A 19,792-nucleotide genomic window follows, 5' to 3' on the forward strand; every position below is an offset into this window, starting at 1 on the left:
AGTGCATTGCGTTCAGCCAGTACCACTAGGCAATTTTCTGGCTTACGCCACTTCCACTATGTGCACGCGGTGATTTAGTGGGACCGGCTTCAGCCGGGAAGGGGCCGGTGCAGACGCCATTAATTTTGCAGCATTGACCAGTCCGTAGGAGCCGGCTTGCTGGCGAACCCGGTTGACCTTTCCCTGCTGTAGCGCCTGACACAATGCGTTCGCCAGCAAGCCGGCTCCTACGGTGAGATCGAGGACATCCAGTGGAAGCGGAGATTTAGATGGTGTCATCGAGCTATCAGTCGCTATCCTGTGGCGCTTCACCTGTTCCGCCAAAAGAGTAAATGCAAGTGCGTTGCCCGCTGACCCTTTCGACCGCTACAGCGCTCGCTCGCAGAATTGCGAAGCCGTCCCACGTTTCCGCGGCGGCTTGTGCCCGTCATCAGTACCAAGGCGATGTCCCATGCGTCTGGTGATGATCGCCCTGTTCTGCCTGTTGCCGATGTTTGCCGGCGCCGTCGATTTCGATGAGAACACCCGCAGCCTGGCATTGGGGCGCGACACCCAGGTGTTCGAAGACCCCACCGGCGATGCCACCATCCAGCAAGTCTCGTCCCCCGAGGGCGCCGCACGCTTCCGCCCCGTGGCCGGTCAATCGCTCAACGCGGGGTACTCGCGCTCCGCCTTCTGGCTGAAAGTGCGTCTGACCTATCGTCCCGCCAACCCGCTGGCGTCCGCCGACTGGCTGCTGGAAATGGCCTACCCGCCGATGGATCACGTCGATCTCTACCTCGGCGACGGCGACGCGCGCCCGCGTCTGGCCTGGCAGACCGGCGACATGCTGCCCTTCGCCAGCCGGCAGATTAAGCAGAACAACTACGTATTCGATCTCAACCTGAACGCCCACGAGACCAAGACCGTTTACCTGCGCGTCGCCAGCCACGGCTCGGTGCAGGCGCCGCTCAATCTGTGGGCCAGTCACGCCTATATAGAAGAGCAGCCGTCGCGCCTCTACATCCTCGGCATGATTTACGGCGTGCTGGCGGTGATGCTGATCTACAACCTGTTCATCTACCTCAGCGTGCGCGACACCGCGTACCTGTATTACATCCTCTACATCACCTTCTTCGGCCTGTATCAGGTGTCGGTTAACGGCGCGGCGATCGAGTATTTCTGGCCGGACAACCCATGGTGGGCCAACACCTCGACCACCTTTCTTATTGCCGCTGCGATTCTGTTTGCCAGCCAGTTCACCCGTAAATTCCTGCAGACGCCCAGCCTGGGTCGCTGGCTGGACGTGCCGCTGCTGGCGATGATGGTCTGCGCGGCAGTGATCATGGCGCTCGCATTGAGCATGGATTACGGCGTCGCGCTGCGCCTGGTGACAGGGCTGGTGTTGCTGTTCACGCAGGTTGTGCTGCTGATCGGCCTGGCGGCGTGGTTCAAGGGCCGGCGGGTCGCGCGGTATTTCATTTTCGGCTGGTCAGCGTTCCTGATCGGCGGGGTGATCAACGCGACCATGCTGCTCGGGCATTTGCCCAACAACTTCTGGACCATGTACGCCAGCCAGATCGGTTCAGTGATCGAGGTGGCGCTACTGTCGCTGGCGCTGGCCGACCGCATCAATGCCATGCGCGAGCGCGAGGCGCAGATCATGGCGGAATCGAAGCAGGGCCTGGAGACCCTCAATCAGCAATTGGCGGTGAGCAACCGATTGAAAGACGAGTTTCTGGCCACGCTGACCCATGAACTGCGCACGCCCATGAACGGTGTGATCGGTTCGCTGGAATTGATGCAGATGGACGTGGCCGAGAGCGAGATCGAGCTGTATCGCCAGACCGCCGCCGATTCGGCGCAAAACATGATGGGCATCGTCAACGGCATTCTTACGCTGACCGAACTGCAGGCGGGCCGCATCACCGTGCGCAACGAGCCGTTCAGCCTGCGTCATGTGCTGTTTCAACTGCGCAGTGGCTTCGAGCCGCTGGCCCGCAGCAAGGCGCTGGCGCTGGGTGTGGAGCTGGACGAGACACTGCCGGACAGCCTCGAAGGTGACGGCGTGAAGTTGCGTCAGTGCCTGGAGTGCCTGCTGGACAACGCGATCAAGTTCACCAAGACCGGTTCGATCAGAATCCGTGTCAACGGCCAGCGCGCAGACGCCGAGCACGTCCGGCTGGTGATCGACGTCATCGACACCGGCATCGGCTTTAGCCGCCTGGATGAAGAGACGCTGTACGCCAACTTCTTCCAAGTGGACGGCTCGACGACCCGGGAATACGGCGGCCTGGGCATCGGCCTGGCGATTTGCCGACAGTTGATTGAATTGCAGGGCGGGCGCCTCAGCCATCAGTCCGAACCGGGCAATGGCAGCCAGTTCCGCCTGAGCCTGGATGTGCAGATCGCCGCGTCCCCAGTGTAGGAGTGAGCTTGCTCGCGATTGCGGTGTGTCAGACCACATATCCGTCACAGACACACCGCAATTCGCGGGCAAGCGCGCTCCTACAGTTGATCTGCGTTTATTCAGGTAGATCCGGGGCGATTTAAGGCGCGTTGTACTTCAACACATTCGGACTGTACCGGCTGACCCTTGTAGGAGTGAGCTTGCTCGCGATTGCGGTGTGTCAGACCACATATCCGTCACAGACACCGCGCAATCGCGAGCAAGGTGGAGCGCCACCCCGGTCACTCCTACATGGGCCGTGCATCCCGCGCGATGTGCATCAACTCTGTTGCCAGCCATCGACAAGGCAAAACCGCCGTGATTTCGTCTTCTATGGCGCTGTCGCCGGGGCGGGGTGCGTGATTCACTAGGTCAGCTGCACGACCGCCGCGTGCTGCCCGGACCGGAGTCGCCTCATGGACCAGCGCATCAACCTGCATCAGTTCGCCGAGACCCACGAGGTCACCAACCAGCCGCCTTCCCTGGACGGCACCAACCTCTACCGCATCGACCTGCCGCTGCAAGAGTGGTCGCAGCGCTTCGGGGCGGGTTGGGCACGGGACCGAATCGACGCCTATGGCGCGCTGGCCGGTGGCCCGTTGATGGAAGCTGGTTTCCTCGCCAACCAGAACAAACCGGTGTTCGCCAGCCATGATCGCTACGGCCATCGCATCGATCTGGTGGAATTTCATCCCGCGTATCACCAACTGATGCAAACGGCGGTTGAGCACGGCATCCCGTCGCTGCCGTGGACCGATCCCCGGGAAGGCGCCCACGTCGCCCGCGCGGCGATGAGCTATTTGCACACCCAGGCCGAAGCGGGCAGCGGTTGTCCGCTGACCATGACCTTCGCCAGCGTGCCGGCCCTGCGCCTGCAACCGGATCTGGCCGAGACCTGGCTGCCGAAGATCCTCGCCCCCCACTACGACCCGCGCAACGTCGGCATCGCCCACAAGGCCGGCGCCACCATCGGCATGGCCATGACCGAGAAACAGGGCGGCACCGACGTGCGCGCCAACACCACGCGGGCCTATCCCGTTGGCCAGCCCGGCCCCGGTCAGGCCTATGAGCTGGTCGGGCACAAATGGTTTTGTTCAGCGCCCATGTGCGACGCCTTCCTCACCCTGGCGCAGACCGACAAAGGCCTGACCTGTTTCCTGCTGCCCCGCCATCGCCCGGACGACACCCGCAACGCGTTCTACATACAGCGGCTGAAGAACAAGCTGGGCAATTGGTCCAACGCCTCCAGTGAGGTGGAATTCCGCGGCGCCCTGGCCTGGATGGTGGGCGAGGAGGGGCGCGGCGTGCCGACCATCATCGAAATGGTGGCCATGACCCGCTTCGACTGCATGACCGGATCCAGCGCGCTGATGCGTCAGGCCCTGACCCAGGCCGCGCACCATTGCGCCCACCGCAGCGTCAGTGGCCGCTTGCTCAGCGAACAGCCGCTCATGCAAAACGTGCTCGCCGATCTGGCGCTGGAAAGCGAGGCGGCCCTCGCATTGACCCTGCGCATGGGGCGTTCGCTGGAGCGCCTGGATGACGGCCACGAAGCCCGTTTCGCACGACTCGTAACGGCGGTGGGCAAGTACTGGATCTGCAAGCGCGCGCCGGCAATGATCAACGAAGCGGCGGAATGCATGGGCGGTGCGGGGTATGTGGAGGACACGATTCTGCCGCGCCTGTACCGTGAGGCGCCGGTCAATTCGACGTGGGAAGGTTCCGGCAATGTGCAGTGCCTCGACGTCCTGCGCGCCTTGTCCAAAGAGCCCGGCGTGCTGGACGCGTTGTTTGACGAGCTGGGCGACGGTCATGGCGACAAGCTTCTGGCCGCGCATATTCATGGCTTGAAGGAGGCGTTTCAGGACACCGGCGACATCCAGTACCGCGCACGGCAACTGACCGAAGACATCGCCGTCGCGCTGCAGGCAAAACTGCTGCTGGAAGCAGGCAATTCGGTGGTCAGCGACGGGTTTATCGCCGGACGCGTGGAGCGGCCGGGTCGGGTCTACGGCGCCTTGCCGCGCGGGGTGGATGTTCAGGCGTTGGTCGCGCGGTCAGCGCCGCAAACCGGGTGATCTGTGTCTGCGCTGCCTGCGAACAGGGCGTGTCAGGCATACATTCGGTGAATGCGACATTTTTCGCGGGCAAGCGCGCTCCCACACGGGATATCCGCAGCAGTCCTCTCTGACACAACTCGTGCCTTCGTCATCTGTTGCAGGCAAGATGTGCGCTTGCAAGATCAGAAGGATATGCATCGTGACCGAAGCTTTCATTGTCGTAGAAACTGCCGAACAAGCCGTGGATCGGCTCGCTGAGCTGCACGCACGGGCGACCACTGCCTTGAGCCAGGCGCTCAAGCGTTACCTGAAAGACCGCGTCGAACCGGATGCCGCCGAGCGTCTGACGTTCCGCTACCCCGAGCTGCGCCTCACCTATCACTGCCAGGGCGAAGTGCCGCTGACCACCCGCGCCTACGCCAAGGTTCAGCTGCCCGGCACCTACAGCGTCACCGTCACCCACCCGGCGGCGTTCCGCAAATACCTGCTCGAACAGCTCGTGCCGCTGATGAACGATTTCACCGTAACGGTGGAAGTGGGCCTCAGTGAACAGAACATTCCGTATCCCTACGTGGTTGAGCAGGGCGATGAACTGGCCGGTACCGGCGTCACCGCTGCGACCCTCGCACGTGTCTTCCCGAGCACCGATTTGTCGGCCGCCACCGATGGCATCGCCGACGGTCTGTACGACTGGGCCAACACCGATCCGCTGCCCCTCGCGTTGTTCGACGCCGCCCGGGTGGATTTCTCGCTGCGCCGTCTGGTGCATTACACCGGCAGCGACTGGCGCCACGTTCAGCCGTGGATCCTGCTGACCAACTACCACCGCTACGTCGACCAGTTCATCGTGCATGGCCTGGAAAAACTGCGCGACGACCCGCGCTTCGTGAAGATGGTCCTGCCGGGCAACGTCGTCGTCGACAAGAGCATGGATTACGGCGAAGCCCAGGCCATCGTCTCCGGCGTGGTCTGGCACCGTTACCAGATGCCGGCGTACCACCTGATCGCCGAAGACGGCCATGGCGTGACACTGGTCAACATCGGCGTCGGTCCGTCCAACGCCAAGAACATCACCGACCACCTGGCGGTCCTGCGTCCGCACTGCTGGCTGATGATTGGTCACTGCGGCGGCCTGCGTCAGTCCCAGACAATCGGCGACTACGTGCTCGCCCACGCCTACATGCGTCGCGACGGTATTCTGGACCGCGTGCTGCCGCCGAACATCCCGATCCCGGCGCTGGCCGAGGTGCAACTGGCGTTGCAGGAATCAGCCGCCCAAGTCACCGGCGAACGCGGTGACGATCTGAAGAAGCGTCTGCGCACCGGCACGGTCCTGACCTACGATGATCGCAACTGGGAACTGCGCTGGGCCCAGGAGCGGCCGCTGATCAACCTGTCCCGCGCCGTGGCGGTGGACATGGAAAGCGGGACTATTGCGGCCCAGGGTTATCGCCTGCGGGTGCCTTACGGGACCTTGCTCTGCGTTTCGGACAAACCGCTGCACAGCGAGATCAAGCTGCCGGGCTCGGCCAACGCGTTTTATGAGCGTGCGGTCACCCAGCATCTGAAGATCGGCATCGCCGCGCTGGACCTGATGCGTACGCAGCTCAACTCGCTGCATTCGCGCAAACTGCGCAGCTTCGACGAGCCGCCGTTCCGATAAGGCTCTGTTAAGGCGCTAGGCGTTCAACGAAAGGGCCACTAAAGTGGCCCTTTCCGTATCTGTCATTTGTTTACCGGTTTCCCATGCCCCGCAATCAACGTCCCGATGCCCGCCGTCCTTACCCTGATCGCTCCGGCGCGCCACGGCGTGTCGCCAAAGCGCCGCCCGCCGAGCCTCGGCTGATTTTGTTCAACAAACCCTTCGACGTGCTGACCCAGTTCAGTGATGGCGAAGGCCGCGCGACGCTCAAGGATTTCATCGACATCCCCGGCATCTACCCGGCCGGTCGCCTGGACCGCGACAGCGAAGGCTTGCTGCTGCTGACCAACGACGGCCAGTTGCAGGCGCGAATCGCCGACCCCAAGCACAAGCTGGCGAAAACCTATTGGGTGCAGGTGGAGGGGGAGCCCACGCAAGAGCAACTGCAGAAGCTGCGTGACGGCGTTGAACTCAACGATGGCCCGACCTTGCCTGCACAGGCGCGGCAACTGGACGAACCCGAACTGTGGCCGCGCAACCCGCCGGTGCGCTTTCGCAAAAGTGTACCGACGAGCTGGCTGGAACTGGTGATCAAGGAAGGACGCAACCGCCAGGTGCGCAGGATGACCGCGGCGGTCGGGCTGCCGACGTTGCGACTGGTCCGCGTGCGGATTGGCGACTGGAGCCTTGAAGGACTGGATCAGGGGCAGTGGCGGGAAGTGCCGGCGAAGCTCTAGTTGATGGGCTCGCTACCAGACACCATTCGGATTGCCACCTGAATCCACTGTAGGAGCGCGCTTGCCCGCGAATGCGTTATGTCAGTCAGCCAATGTGTTGCTGACCCACCGCTTTCGTCCGGATGCGGCCAGGACCAAGCGCGCTCATACAATCTGCATTGGCGGTTCAGCCGCGCAAATGCACCAGCGGCAACTCAGTGCTCGCCAGTACCTGATTGAGCACGAAACTGGAGCGCACGCTGGTCACGCCATCGATGCGGGTCAGATGACCCAGCAGAAATTTCTGATAGTGATCCATGTCCGGGACGACGACCTTCAGTTGGTAGTCGGCGTCGATACCGGTGACCAGGCTGCATTCCAGCACCTGCGGCAGGTTACGAATGTGCTGCTCGAAATTCTCGAAGCGGTCGGGGGTGTGGCGATCCATGCCGATCAGTACGTAGGCCGTCAGGCTAAGGCCCAGCTTCTTGCGGTCCAGCAGCGCGACCTGGCCCACGATATAACCGTCGTCTTCCAGCTGTTTGACACGACGCGAGCAGGGCGAAGGCGACAGCCCGATGCGTTCGGCCAGCTCCTGGTTTGAGATGCGCGCGTCCTTTTGCAGTTCGGCCAAAATACTCAAGTCATATCTGTCGAGCTTGCTCACGATAAGCGCCTTTATTGAATGGATTGCGCAGGATTATTCATCTGAAGTGAATTATTGCGCAAGTGGTGTTTTCATCAGCAATATTCGCAATCCTCTGTCGTCCGCCAAAGCCTATTCTTTTAACCAGAATCACTGCCCGGACACAGCGTCCAGCGCGGCCCGCCGAATCAGGCCAGCCGCGGCCTCCAGCCCGACAGGGTTGATCAGGCCACCGGGCTACGCACTGTCCAGAAGACGATGCGAGGTGAGCCGGCGTCAAAAGCGTCGAGCCAGGACGAAGCATTCCAGAGAGGGCCATTGAGCCCTCTTTTTTTGCGCCTGCCTTTTCAGCTCAGGCCGCAGTGGTGCTTCTACAGTTTCATCCGCCACGCTGATAGAGTGCGGCGAACGGCGCACCCGACCAGCAGTCCTATCAACAGGTATCCGCGCCGCAGTGAGGAAAGCATGAACATGCGCATCTGGCGTTTGGCAGGTGTCAGTCTCTTGGCCTTGAGCATCAGTGCTCAGGTGTGGGCCGACGACAATAATCAACAGCAGCAGCAGCAACAACAGCAGCAGCAGCAGCGCCAACAGCAACAGCGCGGGTTCGAGATGCAGCGTCAGCAGCAGGAGAACCAGCGCGGGTTTAGCGACAACCAGCAGCGTCAGCAGCAAGAACGCCAGCAACAGCAGAATCAGCAACAACAGCAGCGCCAGCAGGAACAAATCCAGCAGCAGCGCCAGATTCAGCAGAACCAGCAAGAGCGCGCCAATCAGCAGCGCCAGCAGCAGGATCGCGAACGCAATCAACAGCGTGACGATCAACGCCAGCAGCAGCAGCAGCAGCAGCAGCAACGCCAGCAACAGCAGGATCAGCAACGACGCCAGCAAGAGCAGCAGCAACAACAGCGTCAGTTGCAGGATCGCCAGGGCGGTCTGCCCATTCAGGGTCGGCCGGATACGGTGGTTCAGACCCAGGAGCCTCGTCAGGGCTTCTACCGCGACCAGCCACGAGACAACCGCTGGCGCGACGGCGACCGTCGTCCCGATCACGGTAACTGGCAGCCGGGTCGTCCCGGTGGTCATGGCGATGGCTGGGGTTCGGGCCCGCGCTATCGGCCGGGTTACGAGATTGATCGCATGCCGGGCGGGTATTCGCGGGTGCCGTACCGTGGCGGCGACTACTTCTACTCAGGCGGTTACTGGTATCGCCCGCAAGGCCCGCGTTATGTGGTCGTCGAGCCACCACGTGGCGTTCGCGTCCGCTATCTGCCCGACTATGCGCAGCAGGTCTGGCTCGGCAGTGCGCTGTTTTTCGTTGCCGCCGGTACCTATTACACCTACGAGCAGAACACCCAGGAATACGTAGTCGCCGAGCCTCCGCAGAACGTCGAGCCGGTGTATTCGCCGCAGCAGCCGCAGCCTGTTCAGCAGGCCGCAAACCCTTATGACGTTGTCGCCTATCCGCCGCAAGGCAAGCCTCAACAGGAAATCGAACAGGACCGCTACGACTGCTACCGCTACGCCGTGCAGCAAAGCAACTTCGACCCGGCGGGCGCAGCCTATCAACCGGCACCGGAAGTGCTGGGCGTGTACCGACAGGCGATGGCCAGTTGTTATGCACAGCGGGGGTATAGCGTTCAGCAGTAAGAGCGGGAGTGTGTAGCGCTGAACGCATATTTCCTTAGTGGGACCAGCCTACGGGGCAGGGCGGGAGACAAAATAATGCTGGCTTACGCGTATCCTGTAGGAGCGCGCTTGCCCGCGAAAGGGTTTGAACTGCGACAACTGTATCGCCGGATTAACCGATTTCGCGGGCAAGTGCGCTCCTACAATGGCCCGCGTCAGAACGCACATCACCAGTGAAGCCAGTCCGCCAGCACGTGCGCGAGGTTTTTAAGTGGGACCGGCTTCAGCCGGGAAGAGGCCGGTTTGATCGCCATCAGATTTGCAGTGTGACGCCTGACGCCTTCCCGGCTAAAGCCGGTCCCACTAAGTGCATGCGGTCAGTCAGTGGGACCGGCTTCAGCCGGGAAGAGGCCGGTGTGCACGCCATCAGATTTGCAGTGTGACGCCCGACGCCTTCCCGGCTAAAGCCGGTCCCACTAGGGGCATGCGGTCAGTCAGTGGGACCGGCTTCAGCCGGGAAGGGGCCGGTTTGAGCACCATCAGCTTCGCGGTGTAACGCCTGACGCTTTCAATTCAATACCGGTCCATCCTCACGACCCACCACTTCCTGCGGATCGGCGTGCACCAGCACTTCGGCTTTGGGGAATTCGTCCTGAATCGCCGCTTCCACCCGCTCGCACAAGTCGTGCGCCACTGACAGCGTCAGCGTGCCCGGCAACTCCAGGTGCAGCTGCACAAACCAGTGATTGCCCGAAATCCGCGTGCGCAGGTCGTGGGCGCCCAATACGCCCGGCACGGCCTGGGCCAGTTCGAGCATTTTTGCGCTGACATCCACAGGCAGCTCAGCATCCATCAGCACCGACACCGTCTCCCGGGCGATGGAAATGGCGCTCCACAAAATGTAGAACGCGATCGCCAGACCAAAATAAGCGTCGAGTTGGGAGTAGCCGAAGTAGGCCAGCCCCAGCGCCAGCATGATGCTGAAGTTGAGCAGCAGGTCAGAGCGATAGTGCAGGGAGTCCGCGCGTATCGCCGCGGAACCGGTTGCCTTCACCACACGGTGCTGCAACATCAACAACGCGACCGTCAGGCCAATCGACAACACCATCACCAGCAAACCCAGCCCGGGGGCGCCGAGGGGTTGTGGGTGTTGAATGCGGTCGACCGCCTGAAAGCCGATCAAAAAGGCACTTACCGCGATGAACAGCGCCTGGGCCATGCCCGACAGCGCTTCGGCCTTGCCGTGGCCGTAGCGATGATCATCGTCGGCGGGCCGCAACGCGTAATGCACCGCCAGCAGATTGAGGAATGACGCCGCGCCGTCGAGCATCGAATCCGTCAGGCCGGCCAGCAGGCTGACCGATCCGCTGAGCCACCACGCAACCGCTTTGGCAACGATCAGAATGCTCGCCACGGCAAGCGAGGCGCGGGTTGCCAGACGCAATAAGCGGGCGTGTTCGGGGCTGGTACTCATGGCGCTTCCTTCAAATCATAAATCTTAAGCGGACGGTACAAGGCCCAGGGAGGCAAGTTGCTGGGTGCTGCCTTTGTGCTGGATCAGACGAGGGTCATCCAGCGGCAGGGTGCGGCCGAGCTCGGTTTTAATGATGGCTTGCAGCTTGGCGTTGTCGACGGTGCCGTCAGTGCGCACGGCAGGTTCAAGCTTTTGCGGATCGATCTGAGCGTGAGTGCCGCCTGGCAGATAGATCGCGCCAGTGGCGAAGTCCACGCCGAACGCGATCACGCCGGGAATGATGTAGAACAACAGGCCGATGGCGTCGAGTATCACGATCGCCGGGTCCATTCGCCCGCTGCCCTGAATCTGGCCACGGCGCTCGGGGTAAAAAATACTGCCGCACGCGGTGAGCTGTGTCAGCAGCGTGGCAACCAGAACGCCGCCAATCAAACGGGAAGGAATGCGCATGGGGTATCTCCTCATAAGAAGTCGCAACTATACAAGGCAAATGCCTAATCAATAAGAGTATCCGTGGGGGAAGACAGTTCGTTGAAGGCAGATGAGCCAAGGCTGATTTCGAGCTGGATCCCGCGTCTGTTCAGGCTCCATTAAGCAGGTCATGGGCGAGGGCATCGATTTCGAGAATTTGCTCGCGAGGGTTCTGTGATAAATTTGCGTCGCTGCCCTAGCACCTCCACTCCCGGGCTTTTGAAACGGTGATGAGACTAGGTTAAGTTGTGGCCCCGCTTGCGGGGCTTCCTTGTTTCTGGCGTTTGAGAATCGGCAGCACGCTCCTCTCTGTCGCCCTTCGCAAACGCATCCCCACATAGGCTGGTGGGGGCCTGCGATGCTCGTGGGTATACTCCCCGGCTGATCTGGGAGCCACCATGAATTCTTTACCCATCGATGCCGTTCTCCCCGCCTTGCGCCAGGCCCTTGCCGACCGGGACGAGGCCGTGCTCGAGGCGCCGCCGGGCGCGGGCAAGACTACCCGTGTGCCGCTCGCGCTGTTGCAAGAGTCCTGGCTGGCGGGGCAGACGATCCTGATGCTTGAGCCCCGGCGTCTGGCGGCTCGTGCTGCTGCTGAAAGACTGGCGAGCGAACTGGGGGAGGGCGTCGGCGAGACGGTGGGTTACCGGATTCGCCTGGACAGCAAGGTCGGCCCCAATACCCGCATCGAAGTGGTCACCGAAGGCATTCTCACCCGGCGCTTGCAGGAAGACCCTTCGCTGGAAGGTGTCGGGCTGCTGATCTTCGACGAATTTCATGAGAGAAGCCTCGACGCTGATCTCGCGCTGGCCCTGAGCCTCAACGGTCGCGCGCTGTTTCGTGACGAGCAGCCGCTGAAGATTCTGCTGATGTCGGCGACGCTTGAAGGCGCGCGGCTGTCGAGCTTGCTCAACGATGCGCCGGTCATCAGCAGCGAAGGGCGCATGTTCCCGGTGTCGATGCAGTGGGGAAGGCCGTTTCAGCCGGGGGAGTTCATCGAGCCGCGGGTGGTGCAGACCGTACTCGACGCACTGGGCAACGAGTCCGGCAGCGTGCTGGTTTTTCTGCCGGGGCAGGCCGAAATTCGTCGGGTCAATCAACAGCTGACCGAGGCCGTCGGCGATCGCAGCGACGTGCTGCTGTGCCCGCTGCATGGCGAGCTTGACCTGAGCGCCCAGCGGGCGGCGATCGAACCTGCGCCCAAGGGCAAACGCAAAGTCGTGCTGGCCACCAATATCGCCGAGACCAGCCTGACCATTGATGGCGTGCGGGTGGTCATCGACGCGGGGCTGGCGCGGGTGCCGCGTTTCGATCCTGGCAGCGGCATGACGCGCCTCGATACCCAGCGGATTTCCCGGGCCAGCGCCACGCAGCGCGCGGGTCGGGCCGGTCGACTTGAGCCGGGCGTGTGTTACCGACTGTGGTCCGAGGCGCAGCACGATCAGCTGGCGGCCTACGGCGCGGCGGAAATTCTTCAGGCCGACCTTGCCGGCCTCGCATTGCAACTGGCGCGGTGGGGGGTCGAACCTGCGCAACTCACCTGGATGGACCTGCCGCCTGCCGCCGCTTACGCCCAGGCGCAAGACCTGCTGGCTCGGCTGGGCGCTCTGACGCGCAAGCCGGGCGAAGACTGGAAACTCACCCCTCACGGCCAGTCGATGGCCGAAGTGCCTGCGCACCCACGCATCGCCCATTTGCTCCTGCGCGGTCACGAACTGGGTCTGGGCCCACTGGCGTGCGACGTCGCAGCATTGCTCGGAGAGCGCGACATTTTGCGCGGCGCCGGTGCCGATCTGCACAGCCGACTGACATTGCTGGCGGGTGCAGAACGCGCCGCGAAAGGCGCGCAGGGCGGCGTGCAGCGAGCGCGGCAGTTGTCCCGCCAATATCGGGGTTATCTGAGAGGCGCGGCCCGTAAACCGGTCGCCGACCCTGATCACCCGCGCTGGCTCGGCGCACTATTAGCGCTGGCCTATCCCGATCGCGTTGCGCAACAGCGACGCGCTGGGGGCGCCGAGTATCGACTCGCCAACGGCCGCGCCGCCTTGTTCGCCGAGCCAGACGCGTTGATGAAACAGCCGTGGCTGGTGGTGGCCGATCTGGGCAGCCGCCAAGGCCAGCGCGAAGAGCGCATCTATCTGGCCGCCGAGTTCGATCCCGAACTGTTCAATACAGTGCTGGCTGAACAGGTGACGCAGTTCGATCAACTGGATTGGGACGAGCGCGAGGGCGTGTTCCGCGCCGAACGTCAGCGCAAGGCCGGTGAGCTGATCATCAGCCGCGAGCCGCTCACCGGGCTGGACGACTCGGCGCGGGGCCAGGCGCTCTTGGCGCTGGTGCGACGCAAGGGCCTGGAACTGTTGCCATGGACAGCGGAGCTGCGCCAGTGGCAGGCGCGCGTCGGTCTGTTGCGTCAGATGGATCTGCAAAAGCTCAGCGAAAGCGAGTGGCCGGATGTGAGCAACGATGGGTTGCTGGCGACGCTAGAGCACTGGCTGCTGCCGTATTTGGGCAAGGTCACGCGACTGAGCCACTTCGGCAATCTGGACCTGTCATCGATCTTGCACAACCTGCTGCCGTGGCCCTTGCCCCAGCGGCTCGACGAACTGGCGCCGCACCACTTGACCGTGCCGTCGGGTTCATTGGTGCGTCTGGATTACAGCGAGTCACCACCCATTCTGGCGGTGCGCCTGCAGGAGCTCTTCGGCCTGGCCGACACGCCGCGGATCGCCAATGGCCGGCAGGTCGTCAAACTGCACCTGCTGTCCCCCGCACGGCGCCCGGTGCAAGTCACCCAAGACCTCGCCAACTTCTGGCGCAGCACCTATGCCGAGGTGAAGAAGGACTTGAAGGGGCGGTATCCGAAGCACTATTGGCCGGACGATCCGTTGATTGCCGAACCGACCGCGCGGGTGAAGCCGAGGAAGTAATTCTGCCCCGCTTCTGCGTGAATTGCGTACACCTTGATCGGCGGCACGCTGGGAGGGACCGTCATGACGTTGATCTTCCTGCCGGCGATGTACGCGATCTGGTTCAAGATTCGACCTGTGAAAGAGAAAGAGTCTTGTCCCGAAGCGCACGACTCTTAGCGTGATCCTGCTCGCGGCGGGCCGCGATCACTTGGGTCGGCGTTTCCAATCGCCGCCGTGGGCGCGTTTGCTTCACATGACACCGTTCAACTCCTCGCAGGATCGTGCAACACCTTCGCAGGAATCGCATAACGCCTGCGGTTGAGGCTCCTTACTCTTGTTTCAACGCCTGCTGATCAGCAGGTGGTGTTTAACGAAACAGGAGCGGCATATGCACAACACTCAGGGAAAAGTCATTGTAATCACCGGCGCCAGCAGCGGCATTGGCGAAGCGACCGCGCGCCTTCTGGCCGGCAACGGGGCGCGAGTGGTATTGGGCGCTCGCCGTACCGATCGGCTCGAAGCGCTGGCAACTGAAATCCGCGCAGCAGGTGGCGTCGCCGACGTGTTGCCGCTGGATGTTACCCGGATGGACAGCATGCAGTCCTTCATCGGCTTCGCTGTCGAGCTGCATGGCCGTGTGGACGTGTTGATCAACAATGCCGGGGTCATGCCGCTCTCCAAATTGGAGGCGCTGAAGATTGATGAATGGAATCAGATGATTGATGTGAACATTCGCGGAGTGCTCCACGGCATTGCCGCCGCGCTGCCAATGATGCAACAGCAACGAGCCGGGCAGATCATCAATATTGCCTCTATCGGCGCCTACGCGGTGAGCCCGACTGCGGCGGTGTACTGCGCGACCAAGTACGCGGTTCGTGCGATTTCCGAAGGCTTGCGCCAAGAGGTCGGGGGCGACATCCGTGTGACGGTCATCGCGCCGGGCGTTACCGAGTCCGAGCTGGCCGAAGGGATTTCAGATGAAGGTGGTCGCGCGCAGATGCGCGAGTTTCGCAAGATCGCCATTCCTGCCATCGCGATTGCCCGCGCCATTGCCTACGCTATCGAACAGCCGGCCGACGTGGACGTCAGCGAACTCATCGTGCGGCCGACTGCGAGCTCGTTTTAAGCGAAGCGCCACAATCACCAAGGTGCGATGGCTTGATCGAAATAGAATTTTCCGGTCTCGCCAGTTGAGCTGCCATCGGCCAGCCAAACGATGCCTGCTGCGGCCTGGGCAACCGTTCGGGGGCCGGAATGGCCGTTGAAATCGGTGGCGGTGTAGCCGGGGTCAACGGCGTTGACGCTGATGCCCAGTGAAGCGAACTCGTTGGCGAATGCGACGGTGACGGCATTCAGGGCGGATTTCGAACTGGTGTAACCCATGGCCTGGACCCGGGAGTAAGGATGCGCAGCATCGGACGTCCAGGTCAGTGATCCCAATCCGCTGCTGACCATCAGGACCTGTGCCTTGTGTGCCGCTTTCAGCAGCGGGAGGAAAGCTTGAGTCACCCGTATTGCGCCCAGTACGTTCGTGTCGTAAACGTTCAGGATGTCAGCAATCGTCTGCTCGCTGGGCGCGACAGGTTGGGCGCCCGATATACCGGCGTTGTTGATCAGCACGTCCAGTCTGGCGTCCTCTTTGCTGATGAGGTCGGCGGCGGCCCGAACGCTCAGGGCGTCTCGTACATCCACGATAACCAGCCTGGCCTGTATGCCCTCGGCTACCAGCCGGGCAACCGCCGCGTCACCCAGCGCCGGATCGCGACTGCCCAACCACACGCGGTAGCCCCGTAAGCCCATTTCGCGTGCGGTTTCGAATCCGATGCTCTTGTTGGCGCCGGTGATGAGAACGTTCTTTGGGATCATTTGCAGAATTCCGCCTGTTTTATGCCACGTTGAATCAGCATCACGCTCAGTCGGGAGAGGGTGACCTGTGGCGTTTTTATAGCTTCTGCAGTGACGATTGATAACCGGGCTGAGCCCGCATAGTCTGTTCGCTATGGCGAACAATATTGATCAAAGCTCAATGGATGACTTGTCGATTTTCCTGACGGTCTTCCATGAAAACGGATTCCGGGCCGCCGCCAAGCGGCTGGGTCTTTCTCCTTCGACGGTGAGCGAGCGGGTCTCCGCGCTCGAGTCCGGTCTTGGCGTGCCCCTGTTCATCCGCACCACGCGCAGTGTCATCCCGACCGCAGGGGGGCGAGAGCTTGCGGAACGGGTCGCCCCGCTATTGGGTGAAATCAGGGCGGTGCTTGATGATGTCGCCAGTTCTCTAGAGGACGTGCGCGGCCTGTTGAAATTGAACGTGACTGGCGCTGTGATGGTGGACATCCTGCCGCCACTCATTGATCGCTTTCTCGCACGCTATCCTCACGTACGGATAGAAATCATGGTCGAGGACCGCCTCGTGGACGTGACGGCGGCCGGGTGTGACGCCGGGATACGATATGGCGAGCACCTTGCGCAAGACACCATTGCCGTTCCCCTCGGCCCGCGATTGCAACGACTGGCGCTGGCCGCCGCGCCGGCCTATCTGGCGTCGCGTGGCGTCCCCTCACACCCACGCGAGTTAATGGATCACGACTGCATCTGCCTGCGGTATTCAAGCGGCGCAATGATCAGTTGGGACTTTGTGCGCGATGGGGAAGCTCTCAGCGTAAACCCGCCGGGTCGCCTGATCATCGGCGTCGACGGTGTAGCCGCCGCGATTGACCTCGCGCGAAGCGGCCGGGGCGTGATCGCCACGTTCGAAAACTGGCTGGACCCGCATTTTCAAAGCGGCGACCTTCAGCCCGTCTTGCCTGAGTGGTGGGACAGCTTCGAAGGGCCTTGGCTGTATTTTTCCAGCCGATTGATGTCGGCGCCCTTACGGGCATTCGTCGATTTCATTGCCCAGGAACGTGAACGTGGGTGACCTGCGCATTTACTCGCCCGCCATGGGCACCTTCAAGCGCGCAATCACCGGCATGTGATCAGAAATCAGCAACGTATCTGCCTGCCTCACCCGCGCCTCGACCCGCTTCAGCTTCGGGCTGTAGAACAGAAAATCCTGCGTGCGATCCGGGCCGCTGATGCGGGGGTCGTTGGGGAAGCGGGTGTACCAGGTGCGACGATCCTCACCGGTCACGTCTTCATTGCTCGGGATCATCGGGAAGCTTTCCCACAAGCTCTGTAGCTCACTCGCCGCTGAATTGGGTGCGCGCTGTTCGAGCGGTAGCCGCTGATATTGGCCCTGTGGCAACAGATTGAAATCCCCTCCACTTATCCACAGCGTGCCGTTCTGTTCGAAGGTTTGCTGCAACTGACGAACCGCCGCGACTTGGCGCTGTTGCACGTCGCTGTCTGATTCGGCATCGCTCAAGTGCGTATTGGTCACGGCCAGGCGCCCGCCATCTTTTAGCGGCAGGTAGCTGACGAGCAGGGCAGGCTGGGGTTGAAACAGGCGGCTGATGAAGTGGCCGGACGGCGAGGGCAGTTGCAGGCGTTCGGCGCTGTCCATCTGGTAGCGGCTCAGTGTGGCCAGCTTGCGGCCGACGCTGCCGAAGATGTGGCGATCCGGCACGAAGTCGGACTTCCAGTAAAACGCCTCGCTGCTGCAAGGGTACAGATCGGCGACACGCGCCTGAAGCAGGGCGAGTTGATTGCCGTAGTCGGTGTTCTTCGCGCCGTCGTCGACTTCCTGTAGCAAGACGATGTCTGGCTGCTCGTCGCGGATGACCCGCGCCACCTCATCCAGGTTGTAGGCCAGGTCTTCCGGGGTCGGGCGCTCGTCAGGGCCGCTGCCGTCGGGCATGTCGTACCAGAAGACATAACGCTTGCCGGCCAGGTACTGAATGTTCCAGGTCATCACCTTGAGGGTCTGGCCTGGCGCCAACACGGGTGGCTTTGCGTCCTTCGCGTTGCAGGACACCGCCACATTCTCGTGTCGGGCGGGGTGCCAGGTCAGGTCATACAGCAGCATTCCGAACAACCCGGCGCACACCGCGAGGTAGATCAGATACCGCACAGGACGCGCCATCTTCTCAAACCGACCGCGCGGGTGGGTCGATGAGCATGAACAACCTGAACATGACCACGCTGATGAACAGCTGCAGGAAGCTGGAAATACTGTCCACGGCCATCGACAGGATCAGGCTCTGCTGGTCCGGCAGCACGTAATAGCTCAGTGCTTCAAGCAGCGACAGCGGGATATAAACGCACAGCACGCAGGTGAAAATGCGCAGTACGTGGCCCTGGGTCATCCTGAAGCTTTCGCGCATCGCCTCCAGCGGCCCCATCCCGCGCAACACCAGCAGGTATTCGGACAGCACCAGTTTGATCATCACCCACACGCCCGGCAGGATGAACAGCGACATGCCGGCCATGATCAGCAGCGTGCTCAGCGCCGTCAGCACCGCGAAGGTGGGCCACATGCGCAACGCAACGGCCCACAGGCTGGATTTGACCGGCTCTTCGCCCCGGGTTTTGGCGTCCATGAAGAGGATCAGTGCGCCGGTGTAGAGCGGGTAGAACAACAGCCCGATCAACAGGGGCGCGGCGCCAGTGCTCTGCCCGAAGCCGACGAGTTGTTTTGTCAGGGCCTCAAGCACCACCAGCGGCAGGCACAGCGTAAAAATGCTGCCGAAGTTGCGTCGGAAGAAGTAAAACGAGTCTTGCAGAATGGTCAGCGGATTCATGAACGGATCACAGGGATAAGCAGGCCGACACTGTAACGCAGCGCCGCAGAACCGGCCAACCGGCGGCGGCAGGGTGGGCTTCTTAACTTTTTTTACATCCTATTGAAACGCCCTTGAACAGCCCCATTACTGGAGGTGTCTGGGCAATGGCTCAGAAGAGAATTCCTACGGCAATCTAACGAGGTCGCCATGAACAGCGAAGAACAAACCCTGATCGATGGCTTGTTTGGCAAACTCAAACAGGCAGAAACCGAATCGGCCCCCCGCGATGCGCAGGCCGAAGCGCTGATCAAGGAGCACCTGACTCGCCAGCCCGCCGCGCCTTATTACATGGCGCAGTCGATTCTGGTGCAGGAAGTCGCGATCAAGCAGCTGGAGGCCCAGAACCGTCAGCGCGACGAGCAGATTCAGCAACTGCAGGCTGAACTGGAGCGGGCAAAATCCGCAGCGCCTGCCCCGTCCGGCAGTGGCGGCGGGTTTCTGTCGAGCATCTTTGGCGGTGGTTCCCGCGAGCCACAGGCTCAGCAGCCGGGTTCGTCGTTCTCGCGTCCGTCGAACCCGCAGCCTTCCTCGGGCGGCTGGCGCGAAAGTGGTCCTGCAAGCCCGCCGCCTTATAACGCGCCGCAGCAGAACTATGCTCAGCCACAGCAAAACTATGCCCAGCCGCAGCAGGCACCGGCGGCGCCAGTCGGCAGTGGCTTCCTCGGCGGCGCGCTGAAAACCGCAGCGGGCGTGGCCGGCGGCGTGATGCTGGCGGAAGGCATCAGCAGCCTGTTCCACCACAACAGCCAGCCGCAGGAAGTCGTCGAGATCATCCAGGAGCAGCCGGCCCAGCCTGCTGCCGAACATGACCAGGGTGGCAGCGGCGGTTGGGGTGATGACCAGCAGCGCGTGACGGGTAATGACAGTGTCGGCAACGACAATCCCGGCAATGACGCCTGGGGCAGTGATTCCAATGGTTTTGCCGACACCGATTATGGCAGCGACACCGGTGGCGGCATGTTTGACGACGACGATTCGTTCGTCTGACATCGCACGTAGAGGCTCCGCCTCAGTGTAGGAGCGGGGGGGGGCCCGCGCACACCAAGTGGCAGCAGAAACGAGGGGGGGGTGAAAGGCGCCGACAGGGCGCCCC

At 62.1% G+C, this 19,792-nt stretch carries 15 protein-coding genes and 1 pseudogene; 9 read left to right on the forward strand and 7 right to left on the reverse strand.

Going from position 1 to position 19,792, the window contains the following annotated elements; genetic code table 11:
• Window positions 1-451: 451 nt before the first annotated feature.
• The 4 genes and pseudogenes from ACYAR8_RS21470 to ACYAR8_RS21485 all read left to right on the forward strand — a co-directional run.
• Window positions 452-2,389 (forward strand): annotated as a pseudogene (locus ACYAR8_RS21470) (sensor histidine kinase); the annotation flags it as partial.
• Between the two features lie 467 nt (window positions 2,390-2,856).
• Window positions 2,857-4,506: an acyl-CoA dehydrogenase family protein gene (locus ACYAR8_RS21475; RefSeq protein ID WP_463581009.1), complete on the forward strand. Its 1,650-nt coding sequence runs from the start codon at window positions 2,857-2,859 to the stop codon at window positions 4,504-4,506.
• Window positions 4,507-4,654: 148 nt separating this feature from the next.
• A complete protein-coding gene (gene amn / locus ACYAR8_RS21480) occupies window positions 4,655-6,151 on the forward strand; it encodes an AMP nucleosidase (protein ID WP_463581010.1) in 1,497 nt (498 codons plus the stop codon).
• Between the two features lie 83 nt (window positions 6,152-6,234).
• A complete protein-coding gene (locus ACYAR8_RS21485; protein WP_463580999.1) occupies window positions 6,235-6,867 on the forward strand; it encodes a pseudouridine synthase in 633 nt (210 codons plus the stop codon).
• Window positions 6,868-7,033: 166 nt separating this feature from the next.
• Here ACYAR8_RS21485 and ACYAR8_RS21490 read toward each other — a convergent pair whose 3' ends face one another.
• Both ACYAR8_RS21490 and ACYAR8_RS21495 read right to left on the reverse strand, forming a co-directional pair.
• Window positions 7,034-7,513, reverse strand: coding sequence for an Lrp/AsnC family transcriptional regulator (locus ACYAR8_RS21490; RefSeq protein ID WP_074893299.1), 480 nt, complete (start codon window positions 7,511-7,513; stop codon window positions 7,034-7,036).
• Between the two features lie 255 nt (window positions 7,514-7,768).
• Window positions 7,769-8,347, reverse strand: a complete 579-nt coding sequence (locus ACYAR8_RS21495) for a hypothetical protein (protein WP_463581000.1) — start codon at window positions 8,345-8,347, stop codon at window positions 7,769-7,771.
• A 60-nt stretch (window positions 8,348-8,407) separates the two neighbouring features.
• Here ACYAR8_RS21495 and ACYAR8_RS21500 point away from each other — a divergent pair, with 60 nt between their 5' ends.
• Window positions 8,408-9,142: a DUF6515 family protein gene (locus ACYAR8_RS21500; protein ID WP_463581001.1), complete on the forward strand. Its 735-nt coding sequence runs from the start codon at window positions 8,408-8,410 to the stop codon at window positions 9,140-9,142.
• A 547-nt stretch (window positions 9,143-9,689) separates the two neighbouring features.
• Here ACYAR8_RS21500 and ACYAR8_RS21505 read toward each other — a convergent pair.
• Both ACYAR8_RS21505 and ACYAR8_RS21510 read right to left on the reverse strand, forming a co-directional pair.
• On the reverse strand, window positions 9,690-10,595 hold the full coding sequence (locus ACYAR8_RS21505) for a cation diffusion facilitator family transporter (protein ID WP_074893301.1): 906 nt from the start codon (window positions 10,593-10,595) through the stop codon (window positions 9,690-9,692).
• A gap of 24 nt (window positions 10,596-10,619) precedes the next feature.
• Window positions 10,620-11,045: a polyribonucleotide nucleotidyltransferase gene (locus ACYAR8_RS21510; RefSeq protein ID WP_463581002.1), complete on the reverse strand. Its 426-nt coding sequence runs from the start codon at window positions 11,043-11,045 to the stop codon at window positions 10,620-10,622.
• Between the two features lie 419 nt (window positions 11,046-11,464).
• On the opposite strand from ACYAR8_RS21510, the gene hrpB reads away from it, so the two are divergent.
• The gene (hrpB, locus tag ACYAR8_RS21515; protein WP_463581003.1) at window positions 11,465-13,996 is read left to right on the forward strand and encodes an ATP-dependent helicase HrpB; all 2,532 of its coding nucleotides are present in this window, start codon (window positions 11,465-11,467) and stop codon (window positions 13,994-13,996) included.
• Between the two features lie 370 nt (window positions 13,997-14,366).
• Entirely contained in the window at window positions 14,367-15,104 is a 738-nt protein-coding gene (locus tag ACYAR8_RS21520; protein WP_463581004.1) for an SDR family oxidoreductase, read from the forward strand.
• 14 nt (window positions 15,105-15,118) lie between these two features.
• On the opposite strand, the gene ACYAR8_RS21525 is transcribed toward ACYAR8_RS21520, so the two are convergent.
• Window positions 15,119-15,844, reverse strand: coding sequence for an SDR family NAD(P)-dependent oxidoreductase (locus ACYAR8_RS21525; protein ID WP_108121625.1), 726 nt, complete (start codon window positions 15,842-15,844; stop codon window positions 15,119-15,121).
• 133 nt (window positions 15,845-15,977) lie between these two features.
• Between ACYAR8_RS21525 and ACYAR8_RS21530 the strand changes: the two genes are divergently transcribed.
• Entirely contained in the window at window positions 15,978-16,895 is a 918-nt protein-coding gene (locus ACYAR8_RS21530) for a LysR substrate-binding domain-containing protein (protein ID WP_463581005.1), read from the forward strand.
• A gap of 9 nt (window positions 16,896-16,904) precedes the next feature.
• Here ACYAR8_RS21530 and ACYAR8_RS21535 read toward each other — a convergent pair whose 3' ends face one another.
• Window positions 16,905-17,999 (reverse strand): endonuclease/exonuclease/phosphatase family protein, encoded by a 1,095-nt coding sequence (locus tag ACYAR8_RS21535; RefSeq protein ID WP_463581006.1) that lies wholly within the window; start codon window positions 17,997-17,999, stop codon window positions 16,905-16,907.
• Between the two features lie 4 nt (window positions 18,000-18,003).
• Window positions 18,004-18,657, reverse strand: coding sequence for a YciC family protein (locus tag ACYAR8_RS21540; RefSeq protein ID WP_463581007.1), 654 nt, complete (start codon window positions 18,655-18,657; stop codon window positions 18,004-18,006).
• A 189-nt stretch (window positions 18,658-18,846) separates the two neighbouring features.
• On the opposite strand from ACYAR8_RS21540, the gene ACYAR8_RS21545 reads away from it, so the two are divergent.
• Window positions 18,847-19,686, forward strand: coding sequence for a DUF2076 domain-containing protein (locus ACYAR8_RS21545; protein ID WP_463581008.1), 840 nt, complete (start codon window positions 18,847-18,849; stop codon window positions 19,684-19,686).
• The last annotated feature ends 106 nt before the right edge of the window (window positions 19,687-19,792 follow it).

The sequence above is a fragment of the Pseudomonas sp. HP_01 genome, from assembly GCF_055284355.1.